This is a genomic window from Rhodococcus sp. IEGM 1307, assembly GCF_030056915.1.
Classification (GTDB): Bacteria; Actinomycetota; Actinomycetes; order Mycobacteriales; family Mycobacteriaceae; genus Rhodococcus_F; species Rhodococcus_F opacus_D.
The window spans coordinates 49,002-62,515 of the sequence record NZ_JASHKW010000020.1 but is presented as its reverse complement, the minus strand read 5'-3'; the positions used below and the strand labels follow the sequence as shown (position 1 = coordinate 62,515).

General features: G+C 66.6%; 12 protein-coding genes. 5 read left to right on the top strand and 7 right to left on the bottom strand.

Annotated elements, in window-relative coordinates; all coding sequences use genetic code 11:
* The first annotated feature begins 264 nt into the window (after positions 1-264).
* The 5 genes from QM841_RS31610 (at position 265) to QM841_RS31590 (ending at position 7,127) form a co-directional block, all read left to right on the top strand.
* Entirely contained in the window at positions 265-1,056 is a 792-nt protein-coding gene (locus QM841_RS31610) for an enoyl-CoA hydratase/isomerase family protein (RefSeq protein ID WP_283335015.1), read from the top strand.
* 31 nt (positions 1,057-1,087) lie between these two features.
* Complete coding sequence (locus QM841_RS31605; protein WP_280780152.1) at positions 1,088-2,068, top strand: ABC transporter substrate-binding protein; 981 nt, start codon at positions 1,088-1,090, stop codon at positions 2,066-2,068.
* A gap of 132 nt (positions 2,069-2,200) precedes the next feature.
* A complete protein-coding gene (locus tag QM841_RS31600) occupies positions 2,201-4,543 on the top strand; it encodes a CaiB/BaiF CoA-transferase family protein (protein WP_283335014.1) in 2,343 nt (780 codons plus the stop codon).
* A 54-nt stretch (positions 4,544-4,597) separates the two neighbouring features.
* Positions 4,598-5,542, top strand: a complete 945-nt coding sequence (locus tag QM841_RS31595; protein WP_283335013.1) for a quinone oxidoreductase family protein — start codon at positions 4,598-4,600, stop codon at positions 5,540-5,542.
* 40 nt (positions 5,543-5,582) lie between these two features.
* Positions 5,583-7,127 (top strand): AMP-binding protein, encoded by a 1,545-nt coding sequence (locus QM841_RS31590; RefSeq protein ID WP_283335012.1) that lies wholly within the window; start codon positions 5,583-5,585, stop codon positions 7,125-7,127.
* Positions 7,128-7,151: 24 nt separating this feature from the next.
* Here QM841_RS31590 and QM841_RS31585 read toward each other — a convergent pair whose 3' ends face one another.
* The 7 genes from QM841_RS31585 to QM841_RS31555 form a co-directional block, all read right to left on the bottom strand.
* On the bottom strand, positions 7,152-8,045 hold the full coding sequence (locus tag QM841_RS31585; RefSeq protein WP_283335011.1) for an IclR family transcriptional regulator: 894 nt from the start codon (positions 8,043-8,045) through the stop codon (positions 7,152-7,154).
* 89 nt (positions 8,046-8,134) lie between these two features.
* Complete coding sequence (locus tag QM841_RS31580) at positions 8,135-8,974, bottom strand: alpha/beta fold hydrolase (protein ID WP_283335010.1); 840 nt, start codon at positions 8,972-8,974, stop codon at positions 8,135-8,137.
* Positions 8,974-9,294: a DUF362 domain-containing protein gene (locus QM841_RS31575; RefSeq protein WP_283335009.1), complete on the bottom strand. Its 321-nt coding sequence runs from the start codon at positions 9,292-9,294 to the stop codon at positions 8,974-8,976. Before QM841_RS31575 ends, QM841_RS31580 begins: the two co-directional genes overlap by 1 nt.
* 2 nt (positions 9,295-9,296) lie before the next feature.
* Positions 9,297-10,307, bottom strand: coding sequence for an NAD(P)/FAD-dependent oxidoreductase (locus QM841_RS31570; protein WP_283335008.1), 1,011 nt, complete (start codon positions 10,305-10,307; stop codon positions 9,297-9,299).
* Positions 10,308-10,533: 226 nt separating this feature from the next.
* Positions 10,534-11,367: an ABC transporter permease gene (locus tag QM841_RS31565; RefSeq protein ID WP_283335007.1), complete on the bottom strand. Its 834-nt coding sequence runs from the start codon at positions 11,365-11,367 to the stop codon at positions 10,534-10,536.
* On the bottom strand, positions 11,364-12,254 hold the full coding sequence (locus QM841_RS31560) for an ABC transporter ATP-binding protein (protein WP_280780161.1): 891 nt from the start codon (positions 12,252-12,254) through the stop codon (positions 11,364-11,366). Before QM841_RS31560 ends, QM841_RS31565 begins: the two co-directional genes overlap by 4 nt.
* Positions 12,251-13,231, bottom strand: coding sequence for an ABC transporter substrate-binding protein (locus QM841_RS31555; protein WP_283335006.1), 981 nt, complete (start codon positions 13,229-13,231; stop codon positions 12,251-12,253). Before QM841_RS31555 ends, QM841_RS31560 begins: the two co-directional genes overlap by 4 nt.
* Positions 13,232-13,514 lie beyond the last annotated feature (283 nt).

The window sequence follows — 13,514 nt, the reverse complement described above, 5'->3', positions numbered from 1 at the left end:
CGGACCCGAAAGGCTGACTGAATGAATGCGGGAGATCTGCGAAAGAACTAGTCGGCGTTGACTACCGGACGCCAGCGCCCCGGCGACACATCCCGGTTTCTCAGGCGTCGAGACGTAGAGTCCATGCGATTCGGCGAAATGCTTCGCGTCCCCGGCCCGGTTTCGTGTCGCGGGTTCGCCTACCGGACCGTTGGAGGTGTGCCGGGGCGCGCGGGTACCGATACTCGAATTCTCAGTTCCAGTCGACCGACCCATGGAGTACAGATGACGCCTTCCTTCCCTCCGCTCGCCGCGTCGGTCCATGCCGCTGTGGCCGACGCCGTGGCGGTCGTGCGCATCGAGCGACCGCCTGCCAACGCTTTCGATCCTGCGCTGATAGCGGAATTGCTCGACACCCTGAAGCCGCTGGCGGCGAACACCGACGTGCGGTGCATCGTGCTGCGCGGAACGGGACGCTTCTTCGTGGCCGGCGCCGACATCCGAGTGATGCGCGAACTGTCGGAGGAGACGCAGCACGCGATGCGGCCCTGGATCGAGGTGCAGCAGGTCCTCGAGACCGCTCCGAAACCCGTGCTGGCAGCCCTCAACGGGCACGCACTCGGCGGCGGAGCGGAGTTGTCACTGGCCTGTGACGTGCGGGTGATGGCGGCGTCGGCGTCGATCGGGTTCCCGGAAATCGGCCTCGGACTGTTTCCCGGGGCCGGCGGCAGTCAGCGCTTGCCCCGCTTGCTCGGCGCGCATCGAGCGAAGCTCCTCATGATGGAGGGTCGGCGCCTGTCTGCCGACGAGGCCCGGCAGATCGGCTTGGTGGACGAGGTGGTACCCGACGACGAATTCGACGCGCGGATAGACCGTCTCGCCGCCGAGTGGGCGGCGAGACCGACGGCCGCAATCGGCCTCCTCAAGCGGGTGGTCGAAGCGGGGCGGACACTCCCACTCGATCAGGCACTGGACGCGGAGTTTGCGGGTGTTCTCGACCTCATTCGCACGGCCGACGCCGCCGAGGGTCTACAAGCCTTCCTCGACAAGCGACCGCCGCATTTCACTGGTCGCTGACCCTGCTCGTCACCTCACCCGAAGGATGCTCATGACACACTCGATCGGACGGCGAGCGTTTCTCGCCGTCGCGGCACTGGCGGCCCTCACCGTCGCCTCGACGTCCTGTACCCGGCCCGCGACCGAAGCAGCGCAGGGGAGCGGGCTGATCCGCATCTCCGTGGGCGTCGACCCGTCGTACGCGCCGATTTTCCTGGCCGACGCCGAGGGCATGTTCGACGACGCCGGACTGGACGTTCAGGTGATGCAGACCGAAGGCGGAGCGGCCGGCGCGCAGAACGTGGTGGCAGGGACTTCGGAATTGTCCGGAAACGCCGACTCCACGGCGCTCACCGTCATGGCCGCGAATCCGTCGCTGCGCGCGCTCGGGGTGTTCGAGGATTCCGACCGCTACTTCCAGGTGGTCCTGCGCGAGGGTGTGGAGCCGAAGGACATCGAGACGATGGGTGTGTTCCCCGGTATCGGGCTCTACTTCACCGACTTGTATCTGCGGAGCCTCGGGCGAGATCCGGCATCGGTCAAGCTCGTGAACACCAGTCCACCCGAGCAACCGGCGCTGCTCGCTCGCGGTGACATCGACGGATTCCTGTCGTTCGATCCGTGGGTCGAGCAGGCCGTGGGGACAGGCGGTCGTGTCGTCGCGACGACCGGTGACTTCGGCGCCAAGTATTCACAGTGGATCCTGGCGTCCGATTCGTGGTTGTCGGCGAACGAGGACGTCGCGGCCCGGGTCTTCGACGTGATCGCCGAGGCTGCTGCAATTACCGATGCCGACCCGGACCGGGCTGCCAAGGCGATCTCCGACTCGATCCAGATGGATCCGGCCGAGGCCCGTCGGACCGTCTCCCAGATCGATTTCGGAGTGCGCGACTTCACCGACGACGACGTGGCACGGGCGAATCAACTGGTCACCTTCTTCCGAGGCCAGGGCAAGATCACAGGAGAAGTCGATACCTCGCGCGTTCTGCTCCGTGGGTGGGTCACAGCCCACGTGAACCAACCCCCGGCATGACCCTCGGCGACGGCGCGTCCGTCCGGTTCGGTCAGCAGAACAGATCGATTCACTGGTACGAGAACGCGACGTAGGTTCGGTTCCAGTGAACGGGCGGACGCCCGCTGGGAACAATGAAACGGAGTCCTTCTGGTGGAAAGCGCAATTCGCGTGGTGGAGTTGTCCAGCCCGCTGAGCCGATTCGCCGGCCGCATCCTGGTCGGACTGGGATACGAGGTCGTTCTGATCGAACCGCCGGAGGGCGATCCGACCCGACGGGAACTGGACGGCCACGCATTCACGCACTGGCACGCCGGAAAGAAATCCGTCACGATCGACGTCGAGACAGCCGTGGGCCGTGCGGAACTGGCGCACCTGGTGGCCGGGGCGGACGTTTACCTCGATGGCAGCGCCGTCGGCGACGAGCCGATCGAGCCGGCACCGGGATCGGTCGTTCACGTACGAGTCACATCCTTCGGCGTCGACGGTCCGCGCCGCCAGTGGTGCGCCACCGACCTGACGCTCGCGGCCCTCGGCGGAATGCTCGCTCAAGTGGGTGAACCTGATGGGCCCCCGCTGTCGCTACCTCAGGGCCAAGCCGAACAGCTGGCAGGGGTGAACGCCGCGATCGCGGTGTTGCTCGGACTCCGGTCGCGGCGTCAGGGCCCGGTCCCCCTGATCGACGTCTCCGCACAGGAATGTGTGGCGGCAGGCCTCGAGGCCGGCGCCCTGGCCTATCTCCACGAGGATCGCGTCCCGGACCGACCCGGCCGGGTGCACCCGTTGGTACCGCACGGCCTGTTCCGGGCCGCCGACGGCTATGTCGGTGGCGGGCTCGGCGGAAGTCCCCGAATGTGGGACGCGCTGGTCTCCTGGCTGGTCGAGGAGGGTGCCCAGGAGGATCTGGACGACCCGAAATGGGCTGACCCCGTCGAGCGGAAAGAGCACCAGGACCACATCTTCGCCGTGCTGCAGGGTTTCCTCGACAAGTGGCCGAAGGAGGACTTCGCGCGGGCGGCGCAACAACGCAAGCTGCCGTGGTCCGCCGTCGTCCGACCGGACGAACTGTTGTCCAACCCCCAACTCCAGGCCCGCGACTTCTTCGTCGACGTCGACGAGCCCGGGTCCACCGTACGAGATCTGGGCTTCTCCTTCCCCTTCCCGGAAGGAGGGAGGACCCGGGCCCTGCCGGTCCCGCCGATCGGTGCGCACCAGTTCCTCCTCTACGAGCCGGAACCCGAAGTCCTCGAACCGACCGTGACCGCATCCGGGCCTGACCTGCTGCCCCTGTCGGGCGTCCGGGTCCTGGACCTCACCTGGGTTCTCGCCGGTCCCTACTGCACTCAGATCCTGGCGGACCACGGCGCCGACGTCATCAAAGTCGAGTCGTCGGGCCGACCCGACCCGACACGGTTCGCGCCGTTCATGCACCTGTCCCGCGGACCACACGACGACCCGAACGCCAGCGGGTACTTCAACGACGTCAACAGGAACAAGCGCAGCATCACCCTGGACACTCGTTCCGAGGCAGGACTGGCCGTGCTCGCCGACCTCGTGGCGCAGTCCGACGTGGTGGTCGAGAACTTCAGTTCCTCGGTGATGGAGAAGATGGGCTTCGGGTACGAACGACTGCGGTCCTTACGTCCGGACATCGTGTACGTCTCCATGTCGGGGACCGGCCACACCGGACCGCGACGCGATTGGGTCACCTACGCGGACATCGTCTCCGCGGCCACCGGACTGACCGCTCTCACCGGGTGGAGTGCCGATGACGTCGTCGGAGTGATCTACGGTCATGGCGACATCGTTGCAGGATTACACGGCGCCGCAGCGGTTCTCGCCGCCCTCGAGCACCGAGGCCGCACGGGCCGCGGTCAGCACGTCGATCTCTCCCAACTGGAGGCGATGGCGTCACACATGGGCACCAGTGTCGTGCAGGCGACGGGCGCCGGACAGCTTCCCGTTCCGCTCGGCAATGCTCATCCCGACATGTCACCGCACGGTGTCTTCCGCTGCCTCGGACCCGACCGCTGGTGCGCGGTCACCGTTCGTGACGACGCGGACTGGACCAGATTGTGCGCGGTGATCGGCCGCCCGCGATGGGCCACGGACGAGCGTTTCCGCACGCCCGGGGCGCGACGGGCGCACGAAGCCGACATCGCGGCAGCGATCACGGCATGGACGTCGCCGCGGCCTGCCGATCTCGTCGCTGAGCAACTCCAGCAGGCGGGCGTCCCCGCCGGGTCCGTGCAGAACGGGCGGGACCTCGTCGAAGCCGATCCGCATCTGCGTGCCCGCGGTTACTACGTGCCCGCAGTCCATCCCCGTGCGGGAGCCTTTCTCCACCAGGGCGCTCCGATCCGGGTCGGGAAAGCCGTCACGATCCGGCAACCGGCGCCGGTGCTGGGCGCGGACACCGATGCCGTGCTCCGCGAGGTCACCGGTTACTCCGCGGAGACCGTTGCGCGGCTGCGAGCCGACTCGGTCCTCACCTGAGCCGGTCACTTCGATCAGGCTTTTCCACTCGACAGCACTCCCGAAGGACAGAACATGCGTGCAGCCCGCTTTCACACATTCGGACACGACCCGATCATCGACGACGTCGAGGTGCCGACCCGGAAACCCGGACAGACCCTCGTCCGGATCGACGCGGCGGCGCTGGGGCACCTCGACCTCACCGTCGGCAGCGGGAACTTCGACATCAAGCCGGCCCTGCCACACGTCGGAGGCACCGACGGGGCCGGCACCGTGATCGAATCGGATACTTTCGACGCCGGTACTCGGGTGCTGGTCCGGGGTGGCGGAGTCGGCCTCTTCAAGCCCGGATGCTGGGCCGAATACCTCGTGGCCGCCGACAAGGTCTTCACACCGTTCGATTCGGCCCTCGAACCGGCGATCGCGGCCACGTTCTTTCTCCCGAGCACAACCGGTTTCGTCGCGGTCCACGACATCGCCCGCGTCGCCGCCGGTGAGCGGGTCGTCGTGTCCGGCGCCGCCGGCGCGGTCGGGTCCATGGCTGCACAGTTCGCGCTCCTCGCCGGCGCCGACGTGATCGGTGTGGTGCCGCGAGCCGACCAGGTACCACTCGTCCCCGACGGCGTCCGACCGGTCGTCGGCCGTGGATCTGAACTGGCCGACACGCTGGGGCCCGATCCAGTGGCGGACGTGCTCGTCGACACCCTCGGCGGCGACTCGCTGCCGTACCTGCTCGAGCGCGTCCTACCCGGCGGGCGGGCCGCACTGATCGGCTACACGCTGGGGACCGAACTCACGATCGATTTGCCGAACTGGCTGCTCAAAGATGTACAGTTGCTGCCGGTCAACATGATTCGCAAGAGTGCGCGACAGGCAGAACTCGCACCCGACCTCATTCGGCGCCACGTCGACGGCGAGATCGGCATGGCGGTTCAGGAGTTTCCGCTCGACGACATCGCGTTTGCGCTGCAGATGATGCGTGAAGGGAAGGTCGCCGGCCGCGCGGTCGTCGTACCGTGACCGGCCGCCATCGCTCGTTCGCCGAAAGAAGGTGACACCCGTGACGCCCGAATCCGATGCTCTGCCGCTGCCGGCGGCGATGACGATTCCGTCCCTGCTCGTTCAGCGTGCCACCGAGCGGGGCGATCATCTCGCCGTCCGGGCCGGGGACGTGGAGGTGTCCTATCGCGAACTCGTGCAGCGAGCCGCAACGTCGGCCGAGGCGCTGTCCAGACATGGGATCGGCCGGGGTGACGCGGTGGCGGCGATGTGCGCCAACCGCATCGAATTGATCGATCTGCTGCTCGGCTGTAGTTGGCTAGGAGCGGTCACGGTGCCATTGAACACAGCACTGCGTGGCGCCGCCCTCGACAGCGTGCTCGAGCAGTCCGGGGCGGGCCACCTGTTGATCGAGCCCACCTTTCTGCCCCGGCTCCGGCAGACGCGATTCACCGGTGAATCCTGGATACTCGGCACTTCGTCCGTTCCCGGGCCGGGAGACAGCCGAACCCCCGGACGAGCGGCCGACCCCGCGGTAACCGCGCTCGACACGGCGGCGGTGTTGTTTACATCCGGGTCGACCGGGCAACCGAAAGGGGTCCGCTGCCCGCATGCTCAATCACTGTGGTGGGGCGCAGGAGTGGTAGCCTCGCTGGGGCTGGGACCCGACGACGTTCTGTACAACGGCCTTCCCCTGTTCCACACGAATGCACTCAACACACTGTTCCAGGCGCTGGTTGCGGGAGGAACATTTGTGCTCGGTGAACATTTCTCTGTGCGGCGATACTGGGCGCAGGTGGCCGACAGCGACGCCACGGTGATCTACCTGCTCGGTGCGATGGTCGCGATGCTCACCGGCCGGGAACCCGCTGTGGAAGACAAGAAGCACCGCGCCACCCGCGCCCTGGCACCGGCGACTCCGGCCCGCCTGTGGACTCCCTTCCGTGAGCGTTTCGGCGTCGAACTCGTCGACGGCTACGGCACCACCGAGACGAATCTCGTTCTCGGAACTGTGCCCGGCGATCGCCGACCCGGCTATCTCGGAACGGTGCGCGACGGCTACGACGCGAAGGTCGTCGACGACGCCGGCGCCCCCGTCGCGGACGGCCTGCCCGGCGAACTCGTCGTCCGCACAGACCTTCCCGGAGGATTTGCCACGGGATACCTGTCCGAGCCTCCCCGCATGGCGGGCGACTGGATCGACACCGGCGACCGGGTGGTCCGGGAACCCGACGGGTGGTATCGGTTCGTCGATCGCGTCCGCGACGTCATCCGGCGGCGCGGCGAGAACATCTCCTCCGCCGAGGTCGAGGAGGCCCTGGCGCGGCATCCGGCGGTCGCGCAGGTCGCGGTCTTTCCGGTGCCGTCGGAACTCGCCGAGGACGAAGTGATGGCTGCCGTGGTACTCCGGGAAGGAATGCAGTCGAGCCCCGAGGACCTACGGCACCATGCGGCAACACAACTGGCGTACTTTGCTCTGCCGCGGTTCATCGATTTCGTCAGTGAACTGCCGTTGACCGAGACCGGCAAGGTCCGCAAGGAGGTACTCCGTTCGCGTGGGGTCGGCCGCGGCACCTGGGATGCCGACGCCGTACCGTCCGGGTGACCGGCAGCCGCCTCGAACCACCGGTTACCGGCCGCACCCGTTGAACGAGCACATCGCGGGCGTACATGCCTCGGCGCCGGCCATGTCGGTCGCCGAGTATGCGCAGCGCATCGCGTGAAGTGCTCGGGAGATCCCGATGCCCGCGGTTCGTAGGGCGCCGGCAACCCGGCTGACGTTGAGCCGCGCCGTCGGACCCGTTACCGACAGGGCTCCGGCGAGGGTCCGGGGTCCGCTGAACACCGGCACGGCAACACTCATGTAGCCGATGCGGGTTTCTTCGACTTCGACTGCGAGTTGCTCGTTGCGCATGCGGTGGAGTTGCTGGCGCAGGACGGCGACCGACATCGTGGTGCGGGCGGTGAGAGCGGTGAATCCTTGCTCGATCACTTCGTCGAACACCGCCTGCGGCGAGAACGCCAGGATCATCTTCCCGGTCGCGGTGCAATACAGCGGCAACCGGCCCGCCACCCGCGACTGCTGTTGTAATCCGCGGTGACCGACGATCTTCTCGATGTAGAGCACGTCGATGCCGTCCCGAACCGCGAAGTGCACCGTCTCCTGCGTTGCAAGGAGCAGGTCTTCCATGAAGGGCAGGGCGGCGTCACGCAGGATGCGCTGCCGGGGGACGAGCTGTCCGAGTTCGAACAGCCGCAGGCCCAAGCGGTACTTCGTGCCCGCCCGCTCGAGGAGTCCCCATTCGACGAGTTCGCCGGCCAGCCGGTGCACGGACGCCTTCGCGACACCACTTCGACGTGCGAGCTCGGTGAGCGAGAGGTCGCTGTGCTCGCTCCCGAACGCGTCGAGAATGAGCCGGGCCTTGCCGAGAACGGACGACATGTCTTGTCCCGCAACGCGGTGTGCCGGGGGGATCGGTACGACCGGGCCGAGGCCGGCCGAATGCTGCGCCTCTGTAGTCACTGCTGCCTCCTGGCGGTTGGCGGGGCATTCGTCCCGATCACAGCTACGCTAGGGCTGAACAATGGCGAGACGCACGCCACAGGGTTCGGTCACCGGACCCGTCCCAAATTTTCGGACGCGACCCGCACGGCCGGTGAGTTCAGAAAGGACTGGACCACCGCGGCTACCCGCGGTGCCTCTCGCTCGATCAACGCAACGGTCCCGTCCTCGATCACCTCCTCGAGCACCACCCGCGCCCCGGTGAACTGTTTCCTCAACGTCGGTAGGTGGGGCATCGAGAACGGGTCTGCGCCGGCAGCGAGCAGCAGCACCGGCGCCGTCACCGCTTCGATGCGGTCCGCCATGTGGTAACGAGCGCAGGCACGGTGTCCCTCGGCGGGATCGACACCGTGCGCGAGGGCGTCGCGCAGGAAGCGGTCGAGCAAATCCGTTGCCGAGGAAGGGTAATACGGTCGTCTCAGGTTCCACAGGGTCTGCAGGTGGCTGCCGTCGGGTTCGCGGACGGCGCGGTCCACGACTCCCGAATCCGGTTCGCCGTTGCGGTTGTTACCCTCCGTCCACGGGCAGGAGGACAGCACCACAGCATCGACTTCACCGGGGCGGCCGGCGGCCATCTCCATCGCCACCGCGGCGCCGGTGTGATGTCCGAGGACCGCCACCGGTCCGGCGTTCACGGCGTCGAGGAACTCCCAGGCGGCGTCGGCGAACGACTCGATCGTCTGCGGCGGAGCGAGTGGCGCACTCGCTCCGAACCCCACCATGTCCAGGGCGAGAACCCGGAACTCGTCGTCCAGGAGCGGGATCAACTCGCGGAACTCGTCCCAGGACCGCGGGGTCTGATGCAGCAGGAGGAGCGGCCGGCCACTGCCCGATTCCGCATAGTGCAGTTGTCCGAACGTCGTGTCGGCGTAGCCGAACCGTATCGCCATCAGTAGGCCGTGACCATGGGGGTGTCCACGCCGATCACGTCGATCTTCGCGGCGCCGCCCGGATTGCCGACCGGCTCCGCCCGGGTCGGCAGGACGTCGAGGAAGAAACGTTTCGCGTCCTCCTTGAAATCGGGGTCTGCCTTCCGATCCACCGTGATCGCCTCGACCGGGCAGGCGAGTTCGCAGGCGCCGCAGTCGATGCACTCGTTCGGATTGATGTAGAGCTTGCGCTCACCCTCGTAGATGCAGTCGACCGGGCACTCCTCCATGCAGGAGCGGTCCATGTAGTCGATGCACGCTTCGCCTATGACGAATGCCATTGTCAGCTCTCCTTTTCGGTGGAATGGCCCGGGAAGATTTCCGCATCCGGGTCGAGGACGGCCGCGGCGTTGTTGACCGCGGTCGCGGCCTCACCGAATCCGACGGCGATGAGCCGGACCTTTCCCGGGTAGTCGGTGATGTCGCCGGCCGCATATACGCGCGGCACGGTGGTCTCCATTCGGGTATTGACGACGATGTGGCGCGAATCGATCTCGAGTCCCCACTCGGTCATCGGCCCGAGGTCGGCGGTGAATCCTAGAGCGGCGATGATGGTTTGTGCCGGCAACGTCGTGGTGGTCTCGTCGAGTTTGTGCGCGACGTCCACCTCTGCGACCCAGCCGTTGCCACGGACCTCGGCAATGTCCGCGTTGACCAGCATCCGCACAGTGCTCTCACGGACCTTCGTCACCGTCGCCGCGTGTGCACGGAACTTGTCGCGACGATGCACCAGGGTCACCGACGATGCGATCGGCTCGAGGTGGACCGCCCAGTCGAAGGCGCTGTCGCCGCCGCCCACGATTACCACGTCCTTACCGGTGTGCGCGGACAGGTCGGGCACGAAGTAGCTGAGACCGCGGTCGACGAAATCGAGCCCCTTCACCAGCGGGCGTGGCGTGAATGTCCCGATCCCACCGGTGATCACGACCGCACCGGCGGTGACGGTGCGTCCCTTGCTCGTCCCGATCATGACACGTCCGTCCTCGGCATGATCCAGCCTCCGGGCCTGCTCGCCGAGCAGATATGCCGGATCGAACGGTGCGGCTTGCGCCAGCAATCCATTCACGAGATCTCGCCCTTTCACTTCCGGAAAACCCGCGATGTCGAGGATCGCCTTCTCCGGGTACATCGCGCTCACCTGGCCACCGGGCTCGGACAGAGCGTCGAGAACGGCGACCCGGAGCCCGCGGAATCCGGCGTAGTACGCAGCGTAGAGACCGGCCGGGCCGGCACCGATAATGAGAATGTCGACGTCGAGGTCCGTGCCGGTCGACGCGTTGAGCGAAGCGTTCATGCCGGCAACGCTAATCATGTTGCCGTGCCGGATAAATGAAACCGGTCCGGTCAGCAGACTGTGTTCATTCCTGCCGCTGACAGGAACGGACACGAACACGGAAAAGGCGGGTCCGCCGGCGAAGGAGAAACGCCGGTGGACCCGCCTGTAGTTCTGTTCTATCGACGCCGGAGTCGTCCGACGACTCGTTACCCGGTGCTCTGTGCACAGGCAGGCACGAAGACTGCTACTTGACGCCGTACCGCGCCAGGTACCGGCCCGACAGCACCCTCAGGACACGGTCGAACAGAAAGCCCATGATCCCGAGCACGATGATGCCCACGAATGTCCAGTCGATGCGCCCGTAGTTCCGGGCCTGCCAGATCATCGAGCCGATGCCGTGGTCGGCCGCCACGATCTCGGCGGAGACGATGGTGAGGAAGCTGTTGCCCATCGCAAGACGGGCGCCGGTGACGATGCCCGGCACCGACGACGGCAGCACCACGGTTTTCATGATCTGCAGTTTGCCTGCCCCCAGGTTGGCGGCGGCCTGCAGCTTGTTCTCGCTGATCGCGACGGTCGCGGCGATCGTGCTCACGGTGACGATGAACACCGACGTGTAGAAGATCAGCACTATCTTGGACGTCTCACCGATGCCGAACCACACCACCGCCAATGTCACGAACGCGATCGGGGGGATGAAACGGAAGAATTCGATATACGGGTCGAGCAGTTGACGCACGAGGTTGACGCGGCCCATGAGAATGCCGACGGGGGCGCCGATCACGACGCCGAGACTCCACCCGACCAGAATGCGCTGTGCCGACGCCCAGATCGATGTCCAGAGGACACCGCTTTCCGCCAGTTCCCTTGCTGCTGTGACGACTTGAGCGGGAGAGGCGACGGTCGTCGGTCCGTACCACCAGGCGAGGAATGACCACACCCCTAGACCGATGACCGCGGAAGCGACCCACAGCGCCGCCGTGCGCAGGGCGGCCCCACCTGCGCTCGAGCGTCTCGTTCGGGCCGGTTGCGCTCGTTCGCCGCGGGTGGGGACGGTGTTCTGTATCGCTGCGGTCATAGCTGGTCCTCCTCGATGCCCTGATTGCGGAGCGAGGCCACGACCTCGGCGCGGATGTCGTCACGCAACTTCTCGTACATATCGATCACGTCGGGGTGCGCCCTGTCCCGTGGGCGCTGTGCGTGCACCTCGTAGATGCTCTTGATTCGCGCCTTGGGTCCGGCCGACATCACCACGACACGGTCGGCGAGCGTCAGGGCCTCGTCGATGTCATGTGTGACGAACACGACGGTGCACCCGGTGTGCCGCCAGATTCTGTCGAGCTCGACCTGCAGGACCTGCCGGGTCTGGGCGTCGAGTGCGCCGAAGGGCTCGTCCATCAACACCAGCGACGGTTGGTTGGCCAGGACTCTCGCGATCTGTACCCGTTGCCGCATACCGCCCGACAGCTGTGCCGGAAACTTCTTGCCGGCGTGTGGGAGACCGACCATCGCGAGGTACTCGGCGGCGATGCGCGCCTGGTCGGCCTTGCCGGCCCCGTGCATCCGGGGTCCGTAGGCGACATTCTGGGTCACGGTCATCCACTCGAACAGGGCCTCGGAACTCTGGAAGACCATGCCGGCGTGTGGGTTGCTGCCGTTCACCTCGTCGCCGTCGCACCTGATCTCGCCGGCGCGGGGCTCGATGAATCCGGCCATCGCGGACAACAGTGTCGACTTGCCGCACCCCGACGGGCCGAGCAGGCACACGAACTCGCCCGGTCGCACCTCGAGGTCGATTCCCGACACGATCTCGGCGGCTCCGAAACTGATGCCCAGATCGCGGATCTGGATAGGGACGCCGGTGACGGTTCTGGCCGGACTGGGCGCGGCGGCTGGGCCGCCCGATGCAACGGCGGTCGTGCCGCCGCTGGGGACGGCGGTTGTGCCGCGTGTGGGGACGGTCATTTCTTTTCCTCCTGGTACCAATCGAGCAGCATGGCCGAGGCCAGATCCGGCTGCTCGGAGAGAACGCCGATCTTCTTGTAGAAGTCGACGATCGACTGTGCGGTCTCGATGCTCTTGTCGGTCAGGTTCTCGACGCCGAAGTTGATCTCGTCGACCGCGGTGACGGTCTGGTCGTCGGCTACGTTGACGGCAGTCCTGGTCGCGGCGGCTGCGGTTCGAGGATCGGACTCCACCCGCGCGGTGGCGTCGACGAGCACCCGGGCAACCGCACGGGCGGTGCCCTCGTTCTGGTCGAGCCAGGGCTCGGTCGTGATCGCCCAGTGGTGGTAGAACCAGTCGAAGTCACCGGTGACTGCTGTGATGTGCCCGCTGCCCTGCGCGAGCGCGGTGGCCGGCCACGGTTCCCACAGGACGTATCCGTCGATGTCACCTCGGTCGAGGAGCGCCGGCATGTCCGTGGGGGTGGCGGAGACCGTCTCGACCGACCCGGCAGGAACTCCGTTGGCCTGGAGGTATCTGTCGGTCGAGATCTGGCTCAGCCCCGGGACGATACCCATCTTGCGGATGTCAGCGGCCGAGTCGACCCCGTTACGCAACACCACTTTGAGGTAGTCGCCGGACACCTCGTACGAGTACATCGCCCGCAGGGACGGATTCTGGCGTAGCTGCGCGATCGTCGTGGTGTCCGAACTGCCGGCCAGCTGGACCTGGCCGGTCGCGAGCGCGTCGACGGCTTCGCCACCCCGGCCGAACTGGACCAGCTCGACGTCGAGGCCGGCATCGGCGAACATGCCCTCCTGGTCGGCGACGAAGAAGGGCGCGTACGACGCGTCGATGCCCACGGCGATCCGGAGCGGACCGCCGGCGGAATCGGCGGTGGTCTGCGTGGCGGGGCGGCTGCACGCCCCGGTCGAGACCGTGAGAACCACCGCCGCGGAGGCAAGTGTCACCTTGCCGAGTATCGATCGCCAGGCCATGTTTGTACACCTCCTATTGTGATCTGGACGTCATTTATGGGGCTGTGGTGAAGAAACCTAATGCCACCTCGATGGGGCGTGAATCGACCGGGTCCACCGTGCGGACCGAGTCGTAGAATTTACGCGCGCGGAACATCGTGGCTGGTAGGTGCGGCTTGTTCGAAACGCAAAGGAAACACATCGGCGTTTCCGGCGAGTGCGGTCGCCGGGCGGGGACTGAACTACATGGCACAGTCGGTCAGGCCGCCGAAGGCGCTGGCCGACCTTTCGATGCACGAAGCCG